Origin of the sequence: Pseudomonas sp. NFIX28, from assembly GCF_900107395.1 — a bacterium.
Lineage (GTDB): Bacteria > Pseudomonadota > Gammaproteobacteria > Pseudomonadales > Pseudomonadaceae > Aquipseudomonas.
Map to the genome: position 1 here is coordinate 100,339 of NZ_FNPW01000016.1, position 25,959 is coordinate 126,297.

The following is a 25,959-nucleotide window of genomic DNA, read 5'->3' on the forward strand; positions in this document are numbered from 1 at the left end:
GAGGCAATCATGTCCGGATCCATTTCGTCCAATCTTGGCCTGTTTCCGCTCAGCTACCGGATCGGTAACTCGACCCCCGGCGCGCCGAGCCTGGCCCTCGATTTCCTGGTCTACACCCCCGAGCAAAGCGTGCGTGGCACCTCGCTGGTGACCCAGGCCGTCAACCCACCTTTGGAGCTGTCGTCCGATGTGTGGGGGCAATACACCTACCTGACCGTCATGCCGCCCAGCACCAGCAAGATCTTGGTCACCGCCCAGGGCAACCAGGGCGGGCCCGGCTCGAACTCGCCCATCAGCTTCAAGATCCAGCTGGTGGTGGACCACGACTGGAAAAGCGGCATCGCCACCTATCAGTTCTACAACGGCCAGCGCTGGGTGACGGTGGAAAACGTGCCGGCCCATCTGGTGGGTTCGGCCCCCAACAACTACGCCCTGCAAGCGCCCCAGGAAACCACCGCGGCCTTCTACCCGTACCCACCGATCCTGCCGCTGTATGCCGCGCCGATCCATGGCGCCATCGCCAGTGGCGACCTGAGCCAGATGAAGAGCCTGGCCAGCCTGGCCAAGCAGCAACTGGACCAGTTGCCGCAACTGCGCAGCGCGCTGGATGCGGCCAAGGACGAGATCGGCAGGCTCGAGCGGCGCTGACCGCGGCGTGTGCCCGCACCCGATTTCCATGAACAAGAACAAGGAGCTGCACCATGCAAACCGGACTGTTCCATACCCGCATCCAAGTCGCCACGGCGCTGTTGGGTGCTCCCGTCCTGACCCTCGACCTGCTGGTCAACACTGTGCAGAAAAAAGTCAGCGGCGTGGCCCGTGTGTTCAAGAGCACCTACCCGCCGGTGAATTTCTTTGCCGATGTGTGGGGCGACTATTCCCAGCCACAGCTGCACCCGTCGACCGAAGGCCACATCATCCTGAGCCTTACCGGCAACCCCAGCGGCCCTACCAGCCAGATCGCCGCGACCTTCCACCTGCAGGGGATTCTCGAGCTCGACTGGGCCAGCGGCTTCGCCAGCTACCAATATTGCTACCAGGGCAACTGGCAGGACGTGCAGCACGCCACGGTCAGCCAGGCGTCGATCCCACACCCCGAGCCCGTGCCGCATCATCCCGTGCCGCTGTATGCGGTGGCGGTGCAGCAGGCGCAAGGCAGCGGTGACCTGGCGCAGCTCAAGGCAGTGGTCCGCCAGGGCGAACAGCAACTGGCCAGCAGCGATGCGCTGCGCAGCGCCTTGCAGCAGCTGAACGCCGAGATCGCCCGCCTCGAAGCGCGCTGAGCAGTGGCGCCCGGGCCTGGCGTTGCGTTGCCGGGGCCAGGCCCGGCTTGCCACTGACAAACCCTGTGTCCGCTCGGGCCGGCAGCGCCGGGATCGACGCGGACATCCGCCAGCTTTGTGCCGCGCACCGGTGTGCGCCCAGGGACTGCCCATGTCAGCCAATCGCCCCGCCCGCTACCTCAGCGAAACCGACCTCAAGCGTTATGTACCGGTGCATGTGGTCTGGGAAATCACCCTAGCCTGCGACCTCAAGTGCCTGCATTGCGGCTCGCGCGCCGGCCACCGGCGCCCCAACGAACTGAACACCCAGGAATGCCTCGACGTGATCGACGCCCTGGCCGCCCTCGGCACCCGCGAAATCACCCTGATCGGCGGCGAAGCCTATTTGCGCAAGGACTGGACCCGCCTGATCCAGGCCATCCACGGCCATGGCATCTACTGCGCGATCCAGACCGGCGGGCGCAACCTGACCCCGGCGAAAATGCAGGCCGCGGTGGAGGCCGGGCTCAACGGCGTGGGGGTTTCCCTGGACGGCCTGGCGCCCCTGCACGACGCCGTGCGCAATGTCCCGGGCTCCTTCGACAAGGCCGTGGACACCCTGCGCCGGGCCAAGCAGGCCGGGCTCGCGGTCAGCGTCAACACGCAGATCGGCGCGGCCACCCTGCCCGACCTGCCGCAGTTGATGGACCAGATCATCGAACTGGGCGCCACCCATTGGCAGATCCAGCTGACGGTGGCCATGGGCAACGCGGTGGACCACCCGGAACTGCTGCTGCAACCCTATCAATTGCTGGAGGTCATGCCGTTGCTCGCGCGCCTGTACCGCGAGGGCCTGGAGCGCGGCCTGCTGATGAACGTCGGCAATAACATCGGTTATTACGGCCCTTACGAGCATATGTGGCGCGGTTTCGGCGACGAGCGCGTGCACTGGAGCGGCTGCGCCGCCGGGCAAACGGTGCTAGCCCTGGAAGCCGACGGCACGGTCAAGGGCTGCCCGTCGCTGGCCACGGTGGGGTTCTCCGGCGGCAATGTGCGCGACATGAACCTGCACGACATCTGGCACTACAGCGAAGGCATGCATTTTGGCCGGCTGCGCTCGGTCGACGACCTCTGGGGGTATTGCCGCACCTGCTATTACAACGACGTGTGCCGCGGCGGCTGCACCTGGACTTCGCACTCGCTGCTGGGCAAGCCCGGCAACAATCCGTACTGCCACTACCGCGCCCTGGACCTGCAGAAAAAGGGCCTGCGCGAACGCATCGTGAAACTCGAGGACGCGGCCAAGGCGTCGTTCGCGGTCGGCCGCTTCGACCTGATCACCGAGCGCATCGACACCGGCGAGACGGTCGGCAGCGTCAGCGACAGCGGCCAGGTGATCAAGCTGGCGTGGATCAACCAGGGGCAGAAATCCCCCGAGGAAGGACGCCTGCCCAGCCAGCTGGCGCTGTGCCGCGGTTGCTCGCAGTACATCCATGCCCACGAAACCACCTGCCCGCACTGCTCGGCGGACGTGGCCGACGCCGAGGCCGGCTACCTGGCCGACCGCGCCCGGCAACAGGCGATCATGGACCGCCTGACCGGCCTGCTGGGAATGCCCCGTACCCCATTGATGTAGCCCGGGCCGCGCCGCCAGCCCGGCGGCGCGCCCCGGGGGTGCAACGACGGTGATAAGTGGCCGCAAGACCATAAGAAAACCGTCTAAAAACAAGCCCCCTGCCAGCCGGGTTTAGGCTTTGCTAGTGGGGTCTGATTCATCAGGTTGCGTCAGCGCGCGAGCTTGCCGGCGCGTCCGCCGCCGCCCTGTCCACCCGGGAGACCGACTATGAAAATCAACCCTTACCTGATCTTCAACGGCGATTGCGCCGCCGCCTTCAAGTTCTACGCCCAGTGCCTGCAAGGCACCCTCGAAGTGATGATGACCTTCGGCGAAAGCCCCGCCCGCGAGCATGTTCCTGCCGAGTGCCATGACCTGGTCATGCACACCCGCCTGCTGGTCGGCGACCAGGCGATCATGGGTTCGGACAGCACGCCCGACCGGCCGTATTCGGGCATCCACGGCTGCTCCATATCGCTGAATGTCGACAGCGTCGCCGAGGCCGAGCGGGTGTTCGCCGCGCTGGCCGACCAGGGCACCGTGCAGATGCCGCTGGAGGCCACGTTCTGGGCGGCACGCTTCGGCATGCTGGTGGACCGCTTCGGCGCTTCGTGGATGGTCAACTGCGAAAAGGACCAGTGACCGGCGCCGTTCGTTAACCCGAGGCGCCGCAGCCCTGTGCGGCACCTTGGGCCTGGCGCTCCTCCATCGCCCGCAGGGCCCCCAAGCGCTGGCGCACGCCTTCGCTGGCCAGCGGCCCGGCCTGCACCGTGCATTGCTCCAGCGGCACCGGGCGGCCATCGACCACGTCCGCCATCATCGGCTGCACCGGCCGGCCGGTGGCGCGCTCGACTACCTGCACGCTTTCCCCTTCCGGCGCGTAATGGCGGTTGCCCCAGGCGACGAAGGCCATCAGCACCACGCGAAAATCCTCGCCGCGGGCCGTCGGCACATATTGGTAGCGCAGCGGCCGCTGGCTGTAGGCCTGGCGCTCCAGCAGGCCGGCCTCGACCAGCGAATTGAGGCGCCGGGTGAGCATGTTGGGGGCGATCTGCAGGCTGCGGGAGAACTCCTCGAAACGCCGCAAGCCATGCAGGGCGTCGCGCATGATGAGGATGCTCCACCATTCGCCGACCCGTTCCAGGCTGCGGGCAATCGGGCATTCGTCGTGAAGCAGGGTCTTGCGTTGCATGGTGGTTCCTCGGATTTCGCGGTTGCCGATTCAGGATGCGGGTAACGGTGCGGGCATGTTACTTTCATGATGATAGTGACGTCCATAGAGCGACATACCCTTATCAGACCGAGGAGCTGAACCACCATGAGCAAACGTATTGTCGTCACCGGCATGGGCGCATTGACCCCGCTGGGCTGTGGCGTCGAGCAGATCTGGCAACGCCTGCTGGCCGGGCAGTCGGGAATCCGCCGACTGCCGGAAGCCCTGATCGGCGACCTGCCGATTAGCATCGGCGGCCAGGTTCCCGACCGCAGCGAAGACCCGGAGGCCGGCTTCGATCCGGACGCCCTGCTGGCGCCCAAGGAACAGCGCAAGATGGACCGCTTCATCCTGTTCGCCCTGGCCGCCGCCCAGGAAGCGCTGGCCCAGGCCGGCTGGGCGCCGCAGACCGCAGAGGCGCAGGAACGCACCGCGACCATCATCGCGTCGGGCGTGGGCGGTTTCCCGGCCATCGCCGACGCCGTGCGCACCACCGACAGCAAGGGGCCGCGCCGTCTTTCGCCGTTCACCATTCCGTCTTTCCTGAGCAATATGGCCGCCGGCCATGTGTCGATCCAGCATGGCCTGAAGGGGCCACTGGGCACGCCGGTGACCGCTTGCGCCGCGGGCGTGCAGGCCATCGGCGACGCCGCGCGGATGATTCGCGCCGGGGAAATCGACGTCGCGGTCTGCGGCGGCACCGAGGCGACGATTCACCGGGTCAGCCTGGCCGGCTTTGCGGCCGCGCGCGCCCTGTCCAGCGACTTCAACGACACCCCGGAACGCGCTTCGCGGCCCTTCGACCAGGCCCGCGACGGCTTCGTGATGGGCGAAGGCGCCGGCCTGCTGGTGATCGAGGAGCTGGAACACGCCCTGGCCCGGGGCGCCACGCCAATCGCCGAACTGGTGGGCTACGGCACCAGCGCCGATGCCTACCACATGACCGCCGGGCCGGAAGACGGCGACGGCGCCCGCCGCGCCATGCAGCAGGCGTTGCGCCAGGCCGGGGTCGAGCCGTCCCGGGTCCAGCACCTGAACGCCCATGCGACCTCGACCCCGGTGGGCGACAAGGGCGAGCTGGCGGCGATCAAGCGCGTGTTCGGCAGCCACAGCGACCTGGCCATCGCCTCGACCAAGTCGGCCACCGGCCACTTGCTGGGCGCCGCCGGCGGCATCGAGGCGATCTTCACCATCCTGGCGCTGCGCGACCAGATCGTCCCCGCCACCCTCAACCTGGAAAACCCCGATGCCGATGCCGAGGGCCTCAACCTGATTCGTGGCCAGGCCCAGCCGCTGGCGATGGAATACGCCTTGTCCAACGGCTTCGGCTTTGGCGGGGTGAATGCCAGCGTGCTGTTCCGGCGCTGGGCGTAAGGCGGGCATGGCCCTCGCCCGAAGGGAGGTTTCAGCGCTGCCTGGCTGAAACCTCGGGCGGCCCCGGCGGAATATGCCGCTGGGGGCCCGTCTCAAGGTAACCAAAGTGTAATAAAGACAAATTTATTGCGGCTGGATCCGCCTTTTTCCAGGACGATCGTGCCAATACCTGGCTGCCCGACCCACGCCTTCCAGACGAATGAGTAGCTTGGGCGCAGATTCCGGAGCGCGCAGTCACCAGGCTCTGAAATCCGAGCGAAGAAGAACAAGAAGACTTCAGCTCTTGTTTTTTTTCATGACTTCTCAGTTTGTGAGGGAAAACGAACCATGGCGATATTCGACTACAAGGGCCAAGACGGCCGCGTGCTGATTTCAGATGCCTGGAGCCTGGCCACCTACACCAGCGGCGTAGCGACGGTAGGCGCGCTCTACCACTTGCCCGGGGCGGTCCTGGGCGAAGGCAACACCTTTGTCCTGCCCAAGGGCTGGCGCGAGATCAGCGCCAGCGACCTGGGCATCGACGGCAGTCACCTCGACCTGACCGGCAGTTTCAAGGGCGAAAACGTATCCGGCTCCCAGGCCAAGGTATTCGGCCAGTACGACGACAGCGGCAAGCTGGTGAAAATGGGCTTTTCGATTGCCGGCACCAACTCGCCGATGGACTTGCTGGGCTATCCGGCAATGATCGACAACTCCTATATCCACGGCTACGACTACCTGCTCGATTCGATCAAGAACTACGCCACCAGCCATAACCTGACGGGCAAGGACGTGCTGGTCACCGGCTACAGCCAGGGCGGCTCCGTGACCAACAGCATGTACCTGGGCCGGGAAGACCTGGCCGACGGTTTCTTCAAGGATTCGGACTACTTCGGCATGGCGTCGCCCAAGGCCAGCAACAACGATGGCATCTTCAACTTCGGCTTTGAAAACGACATCGTGCACCGGCTCATCGGCGAACAGACCGACCTGAGCGGCGCGATTCTCGCGGCCCTCCAGGGCAGTGACGCCAGCTACACCTCAACCACCGACAACATCGTCCTGTTCGACACGGTCTATGCGTTGCCCACCTGGCCCAACGGCCCCTTCTCCGTGATCAACCCCAACGGCTGGGTCGCACACCTGGAAGGCATTTTCATCAACCCTATCCAGCGTATCGGCCAGTCGACCTTCTACGACTACATCGAGCGTGACAGCACCATCATCATCAGCAACCTCGACCCGGTCAGCCGCAGCTTTACCTGGGTCAGCGACAAATACTCCCCCACCTCCAACCACTTCGGCACCCCGGCCTTCCTGCTCGGCACGGACAGCGCGGACAAGCTGCAGGACGGCAGGAACGACGACTTCCTCGACGGTTTCTCCGACAACGACAGCTTCAGGGTCAGCACCGGCACCGACATCGTCGCCGGCGGCGTGGGCGACGACAAAGTCTTCCTGCAGGGCACCGTCACCAGCTACGAAGCCGTGCGCCTGAGCGATGGCACGCTGTTCCTCAACGACACCAACGGGCGTTACGGCCTCAAGGAGCTGCACGACGTCGAGCATGTGGAGTTCGAAGGCCTGCTGGGCCAGACCTTCACTCCGGCCTTTACCGTGACCAGCAGCAAGCTCGACTTCGAAGGCCTGTTCGGCTCGGACAAGAGCTACGCCAAGGCCACCGAAGGCACGCAACTGGCAGACCTGCTCAAGGGCGGTACCGCGCGCGACCTGATCTTCGGTCAGGGCGGCGACGATCTGATCGAAGGCGGCGCGGGCAATGACCTGCTGCACGGTGGCAACGGCAACGACACCCTGCTCGGCGGCATCGGCAACGACGCACTCTACGGCGGCGCGCAGAACGACATCCTGGTCGGCGGCCAGGGCAACGACATGCTCAGCGGCGGTGTGGGCAGCGATCTGTTTGTCTTCGACGTAGGCGGTTTCGGCCGTGACCTGATCAGCGATTTCAACGTTCACCAGAACGGCTTCGATCAGTTGGTGTTTTCCAAGTCGCTGTTCGGCTCCACGGCCGACGTCCTCAGCGCCACCAGCCAGCAAGGCAGCGACAGCCTGATCGTGGCGGGCGACAGCAGCATCACCCTGGTCGGCTTCAATGCCGCGCAACTGAGCGCGGACATGATCAGCCTGGTCTGACGCGCCAGGGGCGCACCCTGCCCCTGGAGACACAAAAAAGGGCCCACCTGGCGGTGGGCCCTGCCTTTTCTGCTGGAGCACTTTGACCTCTCGTCCGGAATACCGCTGCTGCGCCCGTTATCCCTTCACCCGGGCATGCCGGCGCTGAACGGGTGACTAGACTCCAATGCGCAACACCCGCCCTGACTGGTCCAGCCAATTACATTGCCGGCCGCCGTAACGGCCTGCAACTTTTGGACAGTAATCGGTGCCAGCCCAGCTAATTCTCAGTCTAAAAAGGATATGGATATGGGTATTACCGTTACAAACAATTCGTCCAACCCCATCGAAGTCGCCATCAATCATTGGGGTAGCGACGGAGACACCAGCTTCTTTTCCGTCGGTAACGGCAAGCAGGAAACCTGGGACAGGTCCGACAGCCGTGGCTTCGTGCTTTCCCTGAAGAAGAATGGCGCGCAACACCCTTACTACGTTCAGGCCAGCAGCAAAATTGAAGTCGACAACAACGCCGTGAAAGATCAGGGCCGGTTGATCGAGCCGCTCTCGTAACGAACAGCCAAGGTGCCGAGCAGGCACCTTGGCTGCAAATTTCCAGGCTCTGGAGGGGAGCTCATGACGCCCCTCCAGCCACCCTCGCTGCGCTGTCGCTCAAAACTGCGCCGCGTCCAGCTGGTACAGGCATTCGCTGCCGGCCTTGACCGAGGCGCTCAGGGAGTGGATGCGCGGCAGCAGGCGGGCGAAGTAGAAGCGCGCGGTGCCCAGCTTGCTGGCGTAGAAATCGTCTTGCGACTCCTTGCCCAGGGCCGCCTTGGCCATCATGGCCCACATGTAGGCGTACAGGGTGTAGCCGAACACTTGCAGGTACTCGACCGAGGCGGCGCCGATTTCGTTGGGGTTGCTCGTTGCCCGATCCAGCAGCCACGCGGTCAGCTCGTCGAGGGTGTCCACGGCGGCATTCAACGGCCTGCAGAATTCGCCAAGCTCGGTGCCGGCGTTGGCCGTGAAGTTGCGAACCTCGGCGGCGAACAGACGGTAGAGCGCCCCGCCGCTGCCGACAATCTTGCGCCCCGCCAGGTCCAGGGACTGGATGCCGTTGGTGCCTTCGTAGATCTGAGTGATGCGCACATCGCGCACCAGCTGTTCCTGGCCCCACTCGCGGATGTAACCATGGCCGCCGAAGATCTGCTGGCCAAGCAGCGTGGTCTCCAGCCCCATGTCGGTGAGAAACGCCTTGGCCACCGGGGTCAGCAGCGCCACCAGTTCCTGGCCACGGGTGCGGCTGGCCGCGTCGGCGCCGTACCTGGCGGTGTCCAGTTGCAGCGCCACGTAGCTGGAGAAGGCTCGCCCGCCTTCGTTCAAGGCCTTCATGGTCAGTAACATGCGCCGCACATCCGGATGCACGATGATCGGGTCGGCGGCCTTGCCGGCGGCCTGCGGGCCGGTCGGCGAACGGCTCTGCAGGCGTTCGCGGGCATATTCGACGGCGTTCTGGTAGGAGCGCTCACCCTGCGCCAGGCCCTGGATGCCAACCCCCAGGCGCTCGTAGTTCATCATGGTGAACATCGCCGCCAGGCCCTTGTTCGGCGCATCGACGAGCCAGCCGATCGCGCCGTCGAAGTTCATCACGCAGGTCGCCGACGCCTTGATGCCCATCTTGTGTTCGAGGGAACCGCAGGACAGCGAATTGCGCGCCCCCAGCGAGCCATCGGCCTCGACCAGCACCTTGGGCACCAGGAATAGCGAGATGCCCTTGGGCCCCGTCGGCGCATCCGGCAGCCTGGCCAGCACCAGGTGGATGATGTTTTCGCTCAGGTCGTGCTCGCCGCCGGTGATGAAAATCTTACTGCCGCTGATCGCGTAGCTACCGTCGGCCAAGGGTTCGGCGCGGGTGCGAATCAGCCCCAGGTCGGTGCCGGCATGGGCCTCGGTCAGGCACATCGAGCCGGTCCAGACGCCGGCGTACAGGTTCGGCAGGTAGCGCTCCTTGAGCGCCTGGCTGGCGTGGGCATTGAGCGACAGGCAGGCGCCGGCGGTCAGCATCGGGTACAGGCCGAACGACAGGTTGGCAGCGTTGACCATTTCCTCGACCTGGGCCGAGATGATCTTGGGCATGCCCATGCCGCCAAACTGCGGGTCGCCGCCGACGCCCACCCAACCGCCTTCGGCGAAGGCCCGGTAGGCCGCGGTGAAACCGTCCGGGGTGGTCACCGCGCCGTCGTTCCAGGAGCAACCTTGTTCGTCGCCGCCGCGGTTGAGCGGCGCGATGACTTCGGCGCTGATCTTCCCGGCTTCCTCGAGGATCGCCGCGGCGGTGTCTTCATCGATCACCTCGGCCAGGCCAGGCAGGCGGGCCCAGAGCCTGGGAACCTCGAACACTTCGTTGAGGACAAAGCGCATGTCGCGCAGGGGTGGTTTGTAATCGGACATCGTTGGCTTACTCCGCAATGCTAAGGGCGTGCTGCTTGCCCGGGTCTTGAGGGGGAATGCTTGGGTCGGCGTGCGCCGCAGGGCCATCCGCCACGGAGCGGCGCGCCAGCGCCGGGCCCCGTAGCAGGAAGTACGACAAGGCGGGAATCAGGATCAGCGCCCCCAGCATGTTCCACAGGAACATGAAGGTCAGCAGGATGCCCATGTCCGCCTGGAACTTGATCGGCGACCAGACCCAGCACACCACGCCGGCCGCCAGGGTGATGCCCACCAGGCCCACCACCCGGCCGGTGAACGACACGGCGTTGCGATAGGCTTGCGCCAGCGGCAGGCCCTGGCGCTGGTAATGCAGCTGCACGCTGAGCAGGTACAAGGCGTAGTCCACGCCGATCCCCACGCCCAGGGCGATCACCGGCAGGGTCGCCACCTTCACGCCGATGCCCATGGCCACCATCAAGGCCTCGCAGAGGATCGAGGTGAGCACCAGCGGCAACAGCGCGACCAGGGTGGCGCGCCAGCTGCGAAAGGTCAGCAGGCAGAACAGCGTCACCGCCGCATAGACGTACAGCAGCATGGTGCGGTTGGCCTCGCGCACCACGATATTGGTCGCCGCCTCGATGCCGGCACTGCCGGCGGCCAGCAGGAACTGGCGATCGGCGCTGCTGTTGGCCAGGGCGAAGGTGTCGGCGATCGCCACCACGGCGTCCAGGGTCTCGGCCTTGTGGTCCTTGAGGAAGGCAATCACCGGCATCACCGAGCAATCGGTATTGAACAGCTCCGGCGAGTTGACCGAAGCCTGCTGCGCGGCGTAGTTCAGGACGTCCTGGTTGCGCTGGATGCTGTTGAGCTTGGGGTTGCCCTCGTAGGTGCCGGCGGTGATCTGGCGCACCGAGTTGACCAGCGAGCTGGTGGCCTGCACCCCCGGATGCTGCTGCAGCTCCCAGGCCAGGCGGTCGGCGAGAATCAGCGTGTGGTAGTTCAGGCAGCCTTCCGGGGGCGTCTTGATCATCACCGCGAACAGATCGCTCGACAGCCGGTAGTGGCTGGTGATGTAGGCGTTGTCGCGGTTGTAGCGAGAGTCGGCGCGCAGTTCCGGCGCGCCGCTTTCAAGGTCGCCGATCTTCAGGTGCAGGCTGGCCGCGAAGCCGCCGATGCCCATCAGCAGCGCGACCACTACCGCGCCGGTGGCCCATTTGGCGCTGGTGAAACGGTCGAGCCAGTCCCACAGTTTGCCGAAGCCCTTGTGCGCCTGCGCCCGGTCGTCGATGTGCAGGGCGCGCTGCGCGGCCTTGGCGCCGACGCCGATATAGGACAGCGCCACGGGCATCAGCAGCAGCGAGGTGAAGATCAGCACCGCGACGCCGATGCTGGCGGTGATGGCCAGGTCCTGGATCACCGGGATGTCGATCAGCATCAGCACGGCAAACCCCACCGCGTCGGCCAGCAGCGCGGTGACGCCAGCGATGAACAGGCGGCGAAAGGTGTAGCGTGCGGCGATCAGTTTATGGGTGCCTCGGGCGATGTCCTGCATGATGCCGTTCATCTTCTGCGCCGCATGGGACACGCCGATGGCGAAGATCAGGAAAGGCACCAGCACCGAGTACGGATCGATGGCGTAACCCAGCCAGGCGACGATGCCCAGTTGCCAGACCACCGCGATCAGCGAGCAGCCGACCACCAGCAAGGTGCTGCGCACACAGCGGGTATAGAGGTAGATGATGGCCAGCGAGGTGAGCACGGCCAGGCCGAAGAACATCATCACCTGGATCAGGCCGTCGATCAGGTCGCCCATCAGCTTGGCGAAGCCGATCACGCGGATCTTGTACGGCCCCTTGCCCTCCTCCCCGGCCTTGCGGGCCGCGCTGTCGCCGGCGAATTCGAGCTTGTCGCGCAGCTGCTCTTCGAGCATTTGCGAGAAGGCGTGGTAGTCGATGGGCTGGCCGCCGGCCACCGCCTTGTCGAGCAGGGGCACGATCAGCATGCTTGACTTGTAGTCGCTGGCCACCAGGCTGCCGACGATGCCGGCGCGGGAAATGTTCTGCCGCAGCTGTTCGATCTGCCCCGGCTCGCCCGTGTAGGCGTCGGGCATCACCGGGCCGCCCTGGAAACCTTCCTCGGTGACTTCGCTCCAGCGCACCGCCGGGCTCCACAACGACTTCATCCAGGCGCGGTCGACGCCTTCGCTGAGGAACAGCTGGTCGTTGACCTGTTTGAGCACGTCCAGGTACGCCGGGTCGAAGATATCGCCCTGGGTGTTCTCCACCACCACCCGCACCGAGTTGCCCAGGCCCCGCAGCGACTGGCGGTGCTCCAGGTAGTTCTGGATGTAGGGCTGGCTCTGCGGGATCATTTTTTCGAAGCTGGGGCGCAACTCCAGGCGCGTGGCGGCCATGTAGCCCAGCACCAGGGTGGCCAGCGCCATCAGCAGCATGAACAGCGGGCGATAGTTGAACACCCAGCGCTCGAGCCGGTTGCCGGAGTCGCGGTCGAAGTCACGCACATCGCGGATCACCGGCATGCTGTCTTGCTTGATATTGCCCATGTCTGGGTTCTCGCTCTAAGGGGTGGGAGTCTTGTCGGGCAAGGCCTGTACGCCACGGCTGCCCACCACTATCAACCTGCCATCGGCGGCCTGGACGGCGCCGGACACCGGGGCCGGTTGCGCTGCCCGGCGCAGGCCCGCGCCCGCTCCCTGCCCGAGCAGCATCTGCCCACCCTGGGTGAACAATCGGTAAGCCCCGCCGGCATCGACAACGCCGGCGCTGATGCTCGCGTGCAGGCCCGTCTGCAGCGGGGTCCAGCTGCGGCCCTGGTCGGTGCTGCGCAGCACGTTGCCGCGCAGGCCGTAGGCAAGCACTTCGCCGGGCTTGCCGAGGACGCCGAAAAAACTCCCCTGGTAAGGCGTCGGCAGCGCGACGAAGCGCTGCTCGGCCTCGCTCCATTTGCGCAACAGCCCCTGCTCGCCGGCGATGTACAGCCCATCGCCGGTGGAGGCGATGGCATTGAGGTGAAAGCCCTGGGGGTTGTCGGTGCGGTCCTGGAACGGTGTCCAGCTCTGGCCACCGTCCTCGGTGCGCAGGATCAGGTTGAACACACCGACCACATAGCCGAGGCGCTCGTTGGCGAACCAGACATCGAGCAAGGGCTTATCCGCGCCCTGCGCTTCCAGCCGCTGGCCTTCGGCGACCAGCAGCGGCCATTGCTCGTTGCCCGGCTCGGCACTGGCCAGCGCGCCGTAATGGGCGACCAGCAAGGCGCCGATCTGGCGCCCGTCCAGTTGCTTGTGCCAGCTGGCGCCGGCGTCTTGGCTGTGCAGCACCACGCCGTCGTTGCCCACCGCCCAACCCTGCCGCGCGGACGGAAAACTCAGCGCGTTGAGGTCGGCACTCACCGGCACGCTGGCCTGGTTCCAGTGCTGGCCGCTGTCGTCGGAATAAACAATGTGGCCGCGCTGGCCGACCGCGACCAGCCGCTCGCCGGCCCGCGCCACGCCCGACAACGGGCTGCTGGCAGCCAGGGCGCTGGCCCTGGCCGGCAGGTCCAGCACATCGACGTATCCACCCGCCTGGGCGATGCCCTGCGCCATGGCCAGCACGGCGGCCAGCGCCAGTTGCAGGCATTTATTGTACGAACCCATACCGCGTCCTCTTCGGAAAACTGCGTCGGCATGCACCGCGTGCCGCCCGACGTTCAAGCCTGGCGTCCATGCGCCCCCGGCCCGCCGCTTGAAGCAAGGCGGGCCGGGGCGCCTGGGAATGCCCGGGGCGCCGCTGGCTCAGCGAATACCGCTGCCGGCCAGGGACTCCGGCGACCACTGCGCCTTGGAGAGCGGGTCGATGTACTTGATGCCGCCGTAAGGCCCCACCACACCGTTGATGTTGTAGGAGCCGGCGACCAGGTCGTAGATCATGAAAGGCGTGGAGTCGGGGATCTGCTTGTCGTAGCTCTGGCTGAGGAACGCGAAGGAGCCGCGGTACAGCTGGCCACGGGCGTCGTACTGGTCGGAGGCCAAAGCGGTCCAGCTGTCTTCGTCCAGGTAGAACCGGCGCTTTTGGTAGATATGCCGGGCGCCGGCCTTGAGGGTGCCCTCCACCACCCACACCCGGTGCTTCTCCCAGCGCACGTAGTCCGGGGCCAGGTGGTTGGCGGTGGTCAGCGACTTGGCGTCCTGGGCGTAGGTCAACTTGTAGGTGTTGTAGGGCACGATCATTTCCTGCTTGCCCACCAGCTTCCAGTCGTAGCGGTCCAGCGCACCGTTGAAGACGAAAACGTCGTCATAAGTGCCCGCGCCCGCGGTGCCCGGGTTGGGCGTGTCGTAGGCCAGGTTCGGCGCCAGCTTGACCCGCCGCTGGCCAGGCAGGTATTGCCAGGCGCGACGGGGCTGCTGCAACGGGTTGGCGGCGTCCTTGAGCATCACCGCCTCGCCGGCCCGGCGCGCCGGGCCGGTGTAGGACAGCTTCATCTGGTAATACACGTCGGCGCTGCTGATCGGCTGCGCCAGGTTCTCGTAGATCGGATAGGAAATGAACGCCTGCCCGGTGGTCGCCAGGCTTGGAACGCCGGCGGAGTCGACGTTCCACGAGTCGTACTTGGAGTTGATGTTGACCCCCTGGTAGCGCAGCAGGAAGTTCCACATGGCCTCGTTGCCCGATTGCGGGATCGGGAACGGCACGCCCGGCAGCACGTTGTCGATGGCCAGCCCGCCCTCGAGGGATCTGGCGCCGCTGGCATTCTTCACGCCATTGTCCAGCACGGCCTTGGGCAGCGTGACGGTGCGGTGGGTCGGGTAGACATTGACGTGGAAACTGGGGAAGCGCCGGGCCAGTTCGACCGTGGTTGCCGTGAGCAGGCTTCGGTATTGATCGAGGTTCTTGCCGTCGATCACCAGCAGCGGCTTTTCGTTGGCGAAGGGGTCCGGGCGCATGCTGTCGCCGGCCTTGAAGCTGGCCGGCGGCGTAGTCAGGCCACCGGCGTAGGCGGGAATGGAACCGTCGGCGTTCCCGGCCTGTTCGGCCCCGACCAGGGTCAGGCTGCTGCCCAGCCGGGCGGCTTCCTGTGTCGAGACGGCGGCCTGGGCCTGGGCGGCCATGATCATGGCCAGGGAAGTGGCCAGCACGCTTTGCACGAATTTCATCTTGTTATTCTCCTGCTTGCCTGGGGAAGCATTCGTGGGTCAAAAGGTGGTTTTCATCGTCAGGTAAACGGCGCCCCGGTCTTCGGTAGTGGCGCCGCCACCGGAAAAGGCCGAGTAGCCGCCGCCGTAACAGGCGTAGTTTTCGTTACCGCTGAAAGCGTTCGGGGTGGAGCCGTCGCCGCTGCCGGCATTCGCCGCACCGCTACTCATACCGCTGGAGTCGCACTTGTCGGCCTTGCCGAACGAGTCCACGTACTTCAGGTCGACAAAATATTTGTTGTACATCACGGCCCCGACGCCGAGCGCGTAGTTGCCGGTGTCCCGGGCACCGCCGCCGGACACCGGCGACACGCCGGCCAGGCCCATGTTCAGGGACATCGGCAGGTTCAGGTCGACGCCGGGGAACACCTGGTACCAGGTCGGTGTGAAGTTGATCGCGACGCCCCAGTTGTCGCGGGTCGGCGCATCGATTCCGCGATAGCTGTCCTTGCCCTTGTAGAGCGCCTCGTTCTTGCTATCGAGCTTGAGCAGGTTGCTGTAGTACAGCTCGGCGAGCAGGGTTGCCGAGTCGAACAGCGGCGTCCTGGGCAGGGTCATCAGGCCGTTGAGCGTCCAGTGCAACGTGTCGCCGGTGGCGCTCATGCTGTCGCCCCGGCTCGGCGCGTCGTAGACCACGCCGGTGGCGGCCGACCGGGCCGGCAGCAGCCCGAGGCCGGCGCCAAGGCCTTGCGGGCCCGTGGCGCTGACAATGGCCGGGATACTGGCCAGCGGCATGTTGTGGCGAATGTTCAGGTCCGAGCCCACGCTGACCCCGGCCACGTCCTTGGACAGGCTCAGGCCGAAGACTTGAATGTTGTCGGCATAGGCCAGTTGATAGGTGCTGGTGCTCAGCGAATTGAGGGTGTTGACCACCGCCGGGACCATGCCGGCAGGCCGGGTCCCGTTGGCGTTGGCCGAGGTCAGCCCGGTGGCGTCCAGCCAGGCTTGCGGCAGGATGTCCGAGGTGTTGCGGTAATACACGCCGAGCGTGCCATCCAGCCAGGCGGGCGACCACTTGGCCATCACCCCCCAGTCGCCGCTGCTATGCGGCGTCAGGTCATGGCCGCGACGGACGTTGGTCAACCCGTTGCACGGGGCCAGGCCACAGCCCAGCGGGCTACCCGGCACCACGGCGTTGGTGTTGCCCAGCAGGAACGACTGCGCCCCGAAACCGACCAGGTCGGAACCGCCGTAATAAGTCCCGGCTTCGGGCAGGCGGGCCGCATCCCAATCGAGGAAGTACTGCGCGCCCACGGTCAATTCGGGGTTGACGGTGAACGACATCGACAACTGATTGCGCGGCACGAACAGTTCCTTGGCCTCGGTGCCGGGCGATGCCGCCAACTTGGCCAGGTCCAGGCCGGACTGGCCGTAGCTGACCGAATGCACCGGGTTGAGCAGGGTCTCGCCCCAGAACACGTTGTGCTGGCCGGCCTTCAGGCTGAGCAACGACTCCTCGCCCACTTCGGTGCTGTAGAACACGAAGGCATCGAGAATCTCGCCCGAAGGCCCGGTGTAATAGCGCTGGGCGTAGTTGCTCAGGTGCGGGCTGCCTTGGCCGACATTGTCGCCGGTGACCCCGGCCAGGCGCGGGTCGTTGGCCACCAGGCCCGACCGCGCGTCATTGCCGTTGACGAACGGGTTGCTGTTGGAACCGGTGTTTTCGTAGGCCTTGTCGTACCAGCTGGCGGCGCTGACGCGAAAGCCCATGGCGTTCTTGTAGACCACGTCCAGCTCGGTCAACAGGTCGATACGGTTGGTGATGTTGGTCCCGGCCTTGCGGAAGTTGTAGTCGCCATCGTTGTTGTTGGGCGTCGCCAGCATGCGTTGGTCGGCACTTTCGGTGCGCACGCCGTAGTTGTACTTGATGGTGTTGTCCAGGCGCGCGGTCCAGTCCGGGTTGCCGGTATCAAGCTCCACCGCATGGGCATTGGGCATCGCGGCGACCAGGATCGCCGAGGCCAGCAAGGTGTGGTGACGCGAAGGGGCGTACCCCTGACGCTGGGTGTTGTGCATTGCGTGTTCTCCGCTTTTTTGTAGTTGTTTTTAAGCGCAGCCGCCCTCGCGCTCCCCTGTGTGCAGGGGGTGGCGTTTTTCAGGAGTGAGGGCAAATTGCCGGATGGCGGGCAGCCAGCCGGCGCCTGATTCAGCGATCCAGTTCCTGGATAAGTGCTTCGGCGTGTGGCCACGGGCCAAAGCCCGCCGCCGGGTTGAGATGGCCCACGGCGCCGAGATTGCGCAGTTCGCTCCCCCAGCCGTGCGCCATGCGCGTGACGGCCGGGAGGCTGGCGAGGTGGTCGTTGGTGCTGGCGATCACCAGGCTGGGAAAAGGCAGCGGGCCTTGAGGTAGCGGGTTCCAGCCCTGGGCGCGCAGGGTCTGGGCCGAGGGGTAGCCTGGCGGCCAGTCGGCGTCGAGGTCCGGCGGCGCCGCCAGCAGCGCGCCCTTGATCGGACGGCTGTACTGCGCGGCCCAGTGCGCGACCATCAACACCCCGGCGCTGTGCGCGACCAGGATGACCGGCCCGTCGATCTGCTCCAGCTCGTGCTGGATAGCTTCTACCCGTGCGTTGCAGTCCAGCTTGTCGGTTTCCCGTGGCGGGACACTGCGTACCTTGCTCAACCTGGCTTCGAGCAAGGTTTGCCAATGCTCGGCCACATGCTCGCGCAGGCCCGGGACGATCAGAACGGTTGCGGCAGTCTGCAGTTTATCCACGTCAACACCTTCGCCTTCTCGATGACTCGACTGGCTGTATCGCCAGAAGCTTTTTGTAGTGTCGACATTAAAGAGCGCCCATCCGGGGCGCTTTTCATTCGACGTCAGGCGCTTTTCTTTTGATGACAGATTTTGCCCTTTGGGCGCCGCGCGACCACCGGTCGAAAAACCCAGCGAGTTGTCCCAAGGTCACTGTAATCAATGGGTGAGGGGCAACCGAGCCTGAGCGACGGCGAAGATTTCGGGCCGCTCCAAGGGCGCGCCATCGGCCACCGCCCAACTGTTCAATCCATGATGTGCTGGCTATAGTCGCCACGCTCCAGCCCATTCCAATCGGCCCAGAAAAGACTCTTCGCATGCCCAAGCTTGTTCGTGCCGCTGTCTTGACCAACTACCTGGAAGTCACCCAATACCTGGGCTTCAACCCGCGCGATCTATTGGCCGCCCACGGCCTGAGCAAGGCCCAGTTGCAAGCTCCGGAACAACGCATTCCCATCGATGCCGCCGTGCGCCTGCTGGAGACATCGGCCGCCGCCAGCGGTTGCCAGAGCTTCGGCCTGAGCATGGCCGAGTCGCGCCAGCTTTCCGATTTCGGCGTGGTCAGCTTGCTGCTCAGCCACCAGCGCACGCTGCGCGATGCCTTGCAGGTCGTGGTGCATTACCGCCACTTGATGAACGATTCGCTGGCCATCTTCATCGAAGAGGCCGGCAAGATGGTGATCATTCGCGAAGAGGTGGTCACCGATACGCCGATGCCCTGCCGCCAAGCCACCGAGCTGGCCATCGGGGTAATGTTCCGCCTGTGCGCCGCCCTGCTCGGGACCCACTGGCACCCCTACAGCGTCAACTTCACGCACCAGGCGCCGGACAACCTGCAGCTGCATCGCCGCCTGTTCGACTGCAACCTGGAGTTCGGCAGCGAATTCAATGGCATCGTCTGCTCCGACGCCAGCCTCGACATGACCAACCCCCATGCCGACCCGGCCATGGCGCGCTATGCCCAGAGCTATCTCGACTCGCTGCTCAGCCATGAAGGCCCGTCGATGCTGTTCGAGGTGCGCAAGGCCATCTACCTGCTGCTGCCGATGGGACGCGCCACCATCGAGCAGATCGCCCAGACCCAGGGCATGAACGTTCGCACCCTGCAGCGCCGCCTGAAAGACGACGGCTGCGCCTTCAACGACTTGATCAACGACGTGCGCCGCGACCTGGTACTGCGCTACCTGGAAAACCCGAACTACTCGCTGGGGCGCATTGCCGACATGCTCGGCTACTCCATGGCGAGCTCTTTCACGCGCTGGTTCATCACCCAGTTCGGCATGCCGCCCGCCACCTGGCGCAGCACCCAGAAGCAGCTCCCGGGCAAACCCCTCAAGGACCCGGACGCCCCCTGAACCGGCGTCGCTTGCCGCGCCGCGCAGGCAAAAAAAACGGCGACCGCTGGTACAGTCGCCGCAAAAAGAACCGGAGTGACTGACACCGGTTCGAAAGCCGCACTGCGAGAGGATTCACTCAGTGCGACCTGCCATGCACTTACACCCGCCTTACCACCCCCAGTGCAGCACCAGCAGCACCAGCCCGGCGAGAAACACCGTCTCGCCCACCATCAGCAAGATCGGCTTGATGCCAACCGCCGCCAGCTCCTTGAGCTGAGTCTTCATGCCCAGGGCACTGATGGACACCACCAGGCTCCAGCGCGACAGGTCGTTGACCGCCCCCTGCACCACCGGCGCCACCCAGCCGGTGCTGTTGAGGCAGGCCAGCAGCAGGAAGCCGACGGCGAACCACGGCAGCAACGGCGGCCGCTTGCCGCTGGTGTCGACGCCCTGCATGCGGGTGACCATCGCCGCACAGACGATCACCGGCAGCAGCATGGCGACCCGCAGCAACTTGACCACCGTGGCCGTGTCGCCGGTCTCGGTCGACATGCTGTAGCCGGCGCCGACCACCTGGGCGACATCGTGGATGGTCGCCCCGAGGAACACCCCGGCCACTTGCGGCGACAACGACAGCCCGTTGGCGATCATCGGGTAGAGGATCATCGCGGTGGTCGACAGCGCCGAGACGCCGATGACGGTGAACAAGGTGGCCCGTTCTTTCTGCGGGTGGTTGGGCAACGCCGCCGCCAGCGCCAATGCCGCCGAGGCGCCACAGATGGCGGTGGCGCCGCCGGTGAGCATGCCGAACAAGCGCTGGAACCCCAGGGCCTTGGCCGCGACCACCGAGACGCCGATTGTCAGCACCACCAGGACCAGCACCAGCACCACGGGCTTCCAGCCCAGCGCGGCGATCTGCTCGAGGGTGATGCGCATGCCCAGCAGGGCAATGCCGATGCGCAGCACCGTGCGGGCGGTGAACTCGATGCCGGCCTTGCATACGCCGTCGCTGGCCAGGAAGTTCAGCGCCATGCCCAGCAGCAGGGCAAACAGCATCACCGGCGCGCCGTAATGCTCGGACAGGAACGAGGCGGCCGCCGCCACGATCAGGCTGACCACCAGCCCCGGCGCCAGCTCACGCGTTCGGCTGTGCAGCCGGGTAAGCGCCAGGGTGCTCATGACACCGCCTGCGCGGCAGCGATCAGGATAAAGGCCTGGCCGTCGATGACCTCGACCGGGTAGCTGGCGACCTTGACCTGGCTGGAATTGAGCAGGCAACCGCTGCGCAGGTCGAAGCGCAGGCCGTGGGCGCAACACTGGATCACCCTGCCCTCCAGGCGCCCGCCATACAGCGATGCGCCCTGATGCGGGCAACTGTCGTCGATGGCGAACAGTTCGCCGTCGACGTTGAACAACGCCAGGCTTTTATCTTCGCAGGCAAGCAGCGCACGACCGCCTGCCGGCGGGTAATGGCTGGCGGGCACCGGGATACGCACGCTCATACCGGCTGCTCCACGCATTGGCTGCGCAGCGCTTCGTCCATGGCGCCCAGCAGCGCCTCGGCGGGCTGCGCGCCGACCACCGTCAGGCGAGCGTTGAACTGGAAGGCGGGCACGCCCTGGGACGCCCCCTGCTCCTTGCCGATAAAGGCACGGGCGTCGCCTGTCAGGCAGTCCGCCAGTTCGCTGGCCGGGTAGCCGCACGCGCTGGCGATGGCCAGCAGGGTTTGCGGGCACCCCAGGTTCTCGCCGAGCTGGAAGTAGCCGGCGAACAAACGCTCGAGCAACGCATCGCGCCGGGCGCTATCGCCCAAGGCTTCGGCGCGCGCCAACAGGCGATGGGCATCGGCGGTATTGGGCATGGTGGTGATGCCCTCCAGGTCGATGGCCACCCCCACGGCCATCGCCGCCTGCCGTACCTGGGCCTGGCGCATCCGCACCGCCTCGGCACTGCCCAGGCGCTGGCGATAGAACTCGGCGAAGGGCAACCCCGTCGCCGGCAGCTGCGGCAGCAACTGCACGCCGTGCCACTGGGTGACGATCTGCACGTCCGGCTGCTGGCGGCGCAACAGCTGCTGCGCGCGCTCCAGCTGGCGCTTGCCGATCAGGCACCAGGGGCAGATGAAATCGAAAAACACGTCAATCTGTAGACGACCACTCACACTTTTTCCTCCAGCACGGCTTCTCTCACCGAATCGTTGTCGCGTTCGCCCGCCAACCGGGCAATGTCCTTGGGGTAATGGCACTTGGCGTAAAAGAACACCGCCGCGGCGCCGATGCTGACCAGCGGCACCAGCTGAAAGGCCGCGTGCAGGCCGATCATGTCGGACACCTTGCCGGTGATAAACGGCCCCGGCGCCAGCCCCAGCAGGTTGTTGGCCAGGGTCAGCGTGGCAAACGCCGTACCGTGGACCGAGTAGTGGGTCAGGTTGGCAACCATCGCCCCGGCCGGCCCCGTGGTGCCGGCCGCGATCAGCATGCCCAAGCCGATCAGCACCAGTTGCAGCGGCCCCGGCGGGCAGGCGAACGCCGCCGACAGCAGCAGGCAACTGCCCAGGCAAAACGCGATGGCCAGCGCGACCTTGCGTTCCGGCGAGTGGTGACACAGCCGGTCGCTGAGCATGCCGCACAGGATCATCCCCGCCCCGCTGCACAGCACGATGATCGCCGCGACCCCGCCGGCCTTGTCCGTGGCCATGTGGTAGTAGCGATTGAGGTAGCTGGGCATCCACACAATCACGGTGCCGCCGACAAACAGTTGCAAGCCGCTGCCGATATAGGCGGCGATCACCGAGCGGCTGGAGCACAGGGTGCTCAACGGCCGCTTGACGGTCGCCGCGGCCTTGTTCGCCAGCTGCGCTGCCCGCTGGGGCGCGATCCGCGCTTCCTTGACGATCAGCGGGTACAGCAGCGCCAGCAGCAGGCCGAACAGGGCCATGCCGGCAAACGACCAGCGCCAGCCCAGCTTGGCGGCAATCGCCCCGCCCAGGGCCATGCCCAGCACCGAGCCGAACATGCCGCCGGCCATGAAGGCGCTGGCCAGCGTGGCGCGCATGTGCTTGGGAAACACCGAAATCACCACCGCGATGCCGACGCTGCCATAGGCCGCTTCACCGACGCCCACCATGAAGCGGGCGATGAACATTTGCTGGTAGTCCTGCGCTACCGCGCAGCCCAGCGTGGCCAGGCTCCATAACAAGGCCATCAAGGCCAGGCTCTTGACCCGGCCGAAGCGGTCGGCCAGCAACGACAGCGGGAATGTCAGCAGCCCGACCATCAAGGCCACGATGCCGCTGAGCATGCCCAGCTGGCTGTCGCTCAGGGCCCACTCGCCCTTGAGCATCGGAAACACCGCGTTGAGTACCTGGCGCGACATGTAGTCGGAAATCAACAGGCCAAAGGTCAGCGCGAACACGATCCAGGCATAGTTGCGCGCAACGCCGACGCCGCTGGCGTCGTCATCGCTGGCGATTGGGTGATAGGCCATGCAGCCTCCTCGAAACTTTGTTGTATTTGTTGTTATCGAGCTTTAACGGTAATGCAGCGGGCGAGAGGCCATGCCCCTCGCCCGTTCGGTCAGCCGCGTTGCGGCACGCCTTTCTGGCCGGCCCGGCGGTTGGGCGCCATGCCATTGGCCAGCAGGGTTTCCTCGATGCTCTGGTATTGCACGCCAATACGGTAGATCTCGCGGGCCTGTTTGCCAGTGGCGATCTCGCGCCCCAGCTCATGGGCAACGCGCACGGTCTGGCGCACCTGTTCCACCGAGCTGAAACGCTCGCCCTTGTGGTCGATGATCGTGTCTTCGATGCCCACGCGCGGGTGCATGCCCATGGCCAAGGCCATGGTGTTGAACGGCAGCACGTTCTTGAGCAGCGATTCGGCGGTCAGGGTGCAGCCATCCGGCGCGCGGTGAATGAAGTTGAAGAAGTTGAAGGGATTGGGGCCGTCGAAACCGCCGCCGATGCCGATCCAGGTCAGGTTCAACGGGCCTTTGTACACGCCCTTGCGGACCAGGCGCTCGAGGGTTTCCAGCGCGTGCATGCCGGTCAGCTGGAAATGCGGCTGCACCCCCGCCGCCGTCAACCGGCGCAAGTGCTCGGCGACCCAGGCCGGGCCGGCCGGCACGGTCATCTCGCTGTAGGCGGCCTGATAGGCCGGGTTGGCCAGGGAGGTGCCTTCCAGGTACTCCGGATACAGGAGCTCCATGATGTTCATCTGGGTGGTGTTGATCGCCACCGTCACCTGGTCCGGTTTCGGCGTCAGTTCCGCGAGCATGTGGCGCGTGTCGTCGGACAGCCACTTGGCGGCTTCGCCATCGCTTTCGGGGGCGAAGGAAATCGAGCCGCCGACCTGGATAATCATGTCCGGCACGGCTTCGCGCACACCGGCGATCAATTCGTTGAATTTGGACAGGCGCTTGGAGCCCTTGCCGTCGAGTTCGCGCACATGCAGGTGCAGCACGGTGGCGCCGGCCTCATAGCAATCGACCGCCTTCTGCACCTGTTCGTCCATGGTCAGCGGGATATCTTGCGGAAAGTCCTCGGGCATCCACTCGGGACCGTAAGGGGCCACGGTGATCACCACTTTTTCCATATTTTCCGGGTGCAGGGAATCGTCGAAAAATTGCATGAGTTACTCCTGTTCTTATGATTGTGCGCCCGCCCGGGGGGCATGCCGGGCCGACGTTTATTGAGTGCGAATGCAGAAACGCTGGATCAGAATGTCCGGTCGCCGATGATCCCGGCACGCTCCATCTTGCGATGGCACGGCGGGTAATCCATCACGGCGTAATGCTGGGTACTGCGGTTGTCCCAGATGGCGACGCTGTTGGGTTTCCAGCGCCAGCGCACCTGATACTCGGGGATGTACGCCTGGCTGATCAGGTAGCGCAGCAGCTCGCTCGCGCCGGGGTTGGCGTCCTGGCCGAAGCGCACCCGCTCGGCGGTGTGGTAGTTGCTCAGGTGGGTGGTAAAGGCGTTGACGAACAGCACCTTTTCCAGGGTTTCCGGATGGGTCCGCACCACCGGGTGTTCGGCGTCCGGGTACAGGGCTTTGAGCGCCAGGCGTTTTTCGATCGGCATGGCGGCGCCAAAGCTTGCTTCGATGCTGTGGCGGGCACGCAGGTCGGCGATCTTGGCCTTCACGTCATCGGGCAACCGGGCGTAGGCCTCCACCATATTGGCCCACATGGTGTCGCCGCCCACGGGCGGGCACTCCACGCAACGCAGCACGCAGCCCATCGGCGGCGCTTCACGCCAGGTGGCATCGGTGTGCCAGGCGTTCTCGTAGCGATCTATCGGCTGGTCCGGGCGCTTGTAGATCTGCACCAGCCCCGGGTGCTCCGGGTCGCTGCCGACCACCGGGTGGTCCTCCAGCTCGCCGAAACGCCGGGCAAAAGCCACGTGTTCGGCGCGGCTGAGCTGCTGGTCGCGCAAAAACACCACTCGGTGCCTGAGCAGCTGGGCACGTATTTCGGCAAAAAGACCATCGTCGTGGACCGCGTCGGCGAGGTTTACGCCGACCAGCTCCGCGCCAATGCTGCAGGTCAACTGTTCGACTTTCATGGCTGGCCGCTCCTTAAATGACGAAAATCGACGAGCCCGTGGTCTTGCGCGATTCCAGGTCGCGATGGGCCTGGACGGCATCCTGCAAAGCATAGTGCTGGTTGATCCCGATCTTGATCCGGCCGCTGCCGACATGGTCGAACAGCTCGCCCGCCAGCGCGGCTTTTTCCTCCGGTTCGGCGATGTAGTCGGCCAGGGCCGGGCGGGTCATGAACAGCGAGCCTTTCATCGCCAGCAGCACCGGATCGAGCGGCGGCACCGGGCCCGATGCCGTGCCGACGCAGACCATCAGGCCGCGACGCTTGAGCGAGTCCAGCGAACCCATGAAGGTGTTCTTGCCGACGCTGTCGAACACCACGTTGACGCCGACGCCATCCGTCAGCTCGCGCACGCGCTGGGCGACATCCTCATGGCTGTAGTTGATGACATGGTCGCAGCCATGGGCGCGGGCGATTTCCGCCTTGCCCTCGGTGGACACGGTGCCGATGACGGTCAGGCCAAGCAGCCGCGCCCATTGCGAAACGATCAGCCCCACGCCGCCGGCAGCGGCATGCAGCAGGATGCTGTCGCCGGCCTTGAACGCGTAAATGCGCCGCATCAGGTACGCCGAGGTCAGGCCGCGCATGGTCATGGCCGCGGCGGTCTCGAAACTGATGGTTTCCGGCAGCTTGATCAGCGGCGCGGCCGGGATCAGGCGTTCGGTGCTGTAGGCCCCCAGGGTGTTGAGAAAACCGGTGTAGGTGACGCGATCGCCGACTTGGACATGGGTGACTCCAGCGCCGACGGCCTGGACCACGCCGGAGGCTTCCACCCCCATGCCGTTGGGCATCGGGACCGGGTAGGTGCCGTTGCGAAAGTAGGTGTCGGCGTAGTTCAGGCCGACCGCCACGTGACGAAGGCGAACCTGGCCTGGGCCGGGATCGCCGACTTCGACCTCCTCATAGCGAAGGACTTCGGGACCGCCGGTTTCGTGGAAGCGAATGGCTTTGGCCATGTTTTCTTATTCTCCAGTCTGCGATATTGGCGTGCTGCATCAATTTGCGCTGACTGGACTGTAGGACGCCGTCCGGCGAACCGCTTCTCATCGGACGACAATGGCTTTTCATT

22 protein-coding genes are annotated in these 25,959 nt (G+C 65.4%); 8 read left to right on the forward strand and 14 right to left on the reverse strand.

All coding sequences use genetic code 11. From position 1 onward, the window contains the following. Positions 1–9 precede the first annotated feature (9 nt). The 4 genes from BLV20_RS25625 to BLV20_RS25640 all read left to right on the forward strand — a co-directional run bounded on the left by BLV20_RS25625 (position 10) and on the right by BLV20_RS25640 (position 3,519). Positions 10–648 (forward strand): DUF1842 domain-containing protein, encoded by a 639-nt coding sequence (locus tag BLV20_RS25625; protein WP_092305209.1) that lies wholly within the window; start codon positions 10–12, stop codon positions 646–648. Between the two features lie 53 nt (positions 649–701). Beyond that, positions 702–1,283, forward strand: coding sequence for a DUF1842 domain-containing protein (locus BLV20_RS25630; RefSeq protein ID WP_092305210.1), 582 nt, complete (start codon positions 702–704; stop codon positions 1,281–1,283). Positions 1,284–1,434: 151 nt separating this feature from the next. Continuing rightward, on the forward strand, positions 1,435–2,898 hold the full coding sequence (locus tag BLV20_RS25635; RefSeq protein ID WP_092305211.1) for a GDL motif peptide-associated radical SAM/SPASM maturase: 1,464 nt from the start codon (positions 1,435–1,437) through the stop codon (positions 2,896–2,898). A gap of 207 nt (positions 2,899–3,105) precedes the next feature. Then, a complete protein-coding gene (locus BLV20_RS25640; protein WP_092305212.1) occupies positions 3,106–3,519 on the forward strand; it encodes a VOC family protein in 414 nt (137 codons plus the stop codon). A gap of 13 nt (positions 3,520–3,532) precedes the next feature. On the opposite strand, the gene BLV20_RS25645 is transcribed toward BLV20_RS25640, so the two are convergent. Beyond that, positions 3,533–4,069: a winged helix-turn-helix transcriptional regulator gene (locus tag BLV20_RS25645; RefSeq protein WP_092305213.1), complete on the reverse strand. Its 537-nt coding sequence runs from the start codon at positions 4,067–4,069 to the stop codon at positions 3,533–3,535. A 126-nt stretch (positions 4,070–4,195) separates the two neighbouring features. Between BLV20_RS25645 and fabF the strand changes: the two genes are divergently transcribed. The 3 genes from fabF to BLV20_RS25660 all read left to right on the forward strand — a co-directional run bounded on the left by fabF (position 4,196) and on the right by BLV20_RS25660 (position 8,149). Then, entirely contained in the window at positions 4,196–5,464 is a 1,269-nt protein-coding gene (gene fabF, locus BLV20_RS25650) for a beta-ketoacyl-ACP synthase II (RefSeq protein WP_092305214.1), read from the forward strand. A 327-nt stretch (positions 5,465–5,791) separates the two neighbouring features. Then, positions 5,792–7,600, forward strand: a complete 1,809-nt coding sequence (locus BLV20_RS25655) for a calcium-binding protein (RefSeq protein ID WP_092305215.1) — start codon at positions 5,792–5,794, stop codon at positions 7,598–7,600. A gap of 288 nt (positions 7,601–7,888) precedes the next feature. After that, positions 7,889–8,149, forward strand: coding sequence for a hypothetical protein (locus BLV20_RS25660; RefSeq protein WP_092305216.1), 261 nt, complete (start codon positions 7,889–7,891; stop codon positions 8,147–8,149). A 99-nt stretch (positions 8,150–8,248) separates the two neighbouring features. On the opposite strand, the gene BLV20_RS25665 is transcribed toward BLV20_RS25660, so the two are convergent. The 6 genes from BLV20_RS25665 to BLV20_RS25690 all read right to left on the reverse strand — a co-directional run bounded on the left by BLV20_RS25665 (position 8,249) and on the right by BLV20_RS25690 (position 17,913). Further along, positions 8,249–10,027 (reverse strand): acyl-CoA dehydrogenase C-terminal domain-containing protein, encoded by a 1,779-nt coding sequence (locus tag BLV20_RS25665; RefSeq protein ID WP_092305217.1) that lies wholly within the window; start codon positions 10,025–10,027, stop codon positions 8,249–8,251. A 7-nt stretch (positions 10,028–10,034) separates the two neighbouring features. After that, a complete protein-coding gene (locus tag BLV20_RS25670; protein ID WP_092305218.1) occupies positions 10,035–12,569 on the reverse strand; it encodes an efflux RND transporter permease subunit in 2,535 nt (844 codons plus the stop codon). A 15-nt stretch (positions 12,570–12,584) separates the two neighbouring features. After that, positions 12,585–13,664 (reverse strand): WD40/YVTN/BNR-like repeat-containing protein, encoded by a 1,080-nt coding sequence (locus tag BLV20_RS25675; protein WP_092305219.1) that lies wholly within the window; start codon positions 13,662–13,664, stop codon positions 12,585–12,587. Between the two features lie 138 nt (positions 13,665–13,802). Continuing rightward, the gene (locus tag BLV20_RS25680; RefSeq protein WP_092305220.1) at positions 13,803–15,161 is read right to left on the reverse strand and encodes a DUF1329 domain-containing protein; all 1,359 of its coding nucleotides are present in this window, start codon (positions 15,159–15,161) and stop codon (positions 13,803–13,805) included. Between the two features lie 39 nt (positions 15,162–15,200). Further along, positions 15,201–17,216 (reverse strand): DUF1302 domain-containing protein, encoded by a 2,016-nt coding sequence (locus tag BLV20_RS25685; RefSeq protein ID WP_092305221.1) that lies wholly within the window; start codon positions 17,214–17,216, stop codon positions 15,201–15,203. A gap of 130 nt (positions 17,217–17,346) precedes the next feature. Further along, on the reverse strand, positions 17,347–17,913 hold the full coding sequence (locus tag BLV20_RS25690) for an RBBP9/YdeN family alpha/beta hydrolase (protein ID WP_092305222.1): 567 nt from the start codon (positions 17,911–17,913) through the stop codon (positions 17,347–17,349). A 356-nt stretch (positions 17,914–18,269) separates the two neighbouring features. On the opposite strand from BLV20_RS25690, the gene BLV20_RS25695 reads away from it, so the two are divergent. Then, the gene (locus BLV20_RS25695; RefSeq protein ID WP_092305223.1) at positions 18,270–19,307 is read left to right on the forward strand and encodes an AraC family transcriptional regulator; all 1,038 of its coding nucleotides are present in this window, start codon (positions 18,270–18,272) and stop codon (positions 19,305–19,307) included. A 150-nt stretch (positions 19,308–19,457) separates the two neighbouring features. Here the strand turns inward: BLV20_RS25695 and BLV20_RS25700 are convergent, their stop codons facing one another. The 7 genes from BLV20_RS25700 to BLV20_RS25730 all read right to left on the reverse strand — a co-directional run bounded on the left by BLV20_RS25700 (position 19,458) and on the right by BLV20_RS25730 (position 25,846). Next, positions 19,458–20,468 (reverse strand): YeiH family protein, encoded by a 1,011-nt coding sequence (locus BLV20_RS25700; protein WP_092305224.1) that lies wholly within the window; start codon positions 20,466–20,468, stop codon positions 19,458–19,460. Next, positions 20,465–20,791 (reverse strand): Rieske (2Fe-2S) protein, encoded by a 327-nt coding sequence (locus tag BLV20_RS25705; RefSeq protein ID WP_092305225.1) that lies wholly within the window; start codon positions 20,789–20,791, stop codon positions 20,465–20,467. Before BLV20_RS25705 ends, BLV20_RS25700 begins: the two co-directional genes overlap by 4 nt. Beyond that, positions 20,788–21,450 carry a DsbA family oxidoreductase gene (locus tag BLV20_RS25710; protein WP_092305226.1) on the reverse strand — a complete coding sequence of 221 codons (663 nt, stop codon included), beginning with the start codon at positions 21,448–21,450 and terminating at the stop codon, positions 20,788–20,790. Before BLV20_RS25710 ends, BLV20_RS25705 begins: the two co-directional genes overlap by 4 nt. Beyond that, positions 21,447–22,775, reverse strand: coding sequence for an MFS transporter (locus BLV20_RS25715; RefSeq protein ID WP_092305227.1), 1,329 nt, complete (start codon positions 22,773–22,775; stop codon positions 21,447–21,449). Before BLV20_RS25715 ends, BLV20_RS25710 begins: the two co-directional genes overlap by 4 nt. A gap of 89 nt (positions 22,776–22,864) precedes the next feature. After that, entirely contained in the window at positions 22,865–23,917 is a 1,053-nt protein-coding gene (locus BLV20_RS25720; protein WP_092305228.1) for a beta-keto acid cleavage family enzyme, read from the reverse strand. Positions 23,918–24,003: 86 nt separating this feature from the next. Further along, positions 24,004–24,852 (reverse strand): TauD/TfdA dioxygenase family protein, encoded by an 849-nt coding sequence (locus BLV20_RS25725; RefSeq protein ID WP_092305229.1) that lies wholly within the window; start codon positions 24,850–24,852, stop codon positions 24,004–24,006. A gap of 13 nt (positions 24,853–24,865) precedes the next feature. Then, complete coding sequence (locus tag BLV20_RS25730; protein ID WP_092305230.1) at positions 24,866–25,846, reverse strand: quinone oxidoreductase family protein; 981 nt, start codon at positions 25,844–25,846, stop codon at positions 24,866–24,868. Positions 25,847–25,959 lie beyond the last annotated feature (113 nt).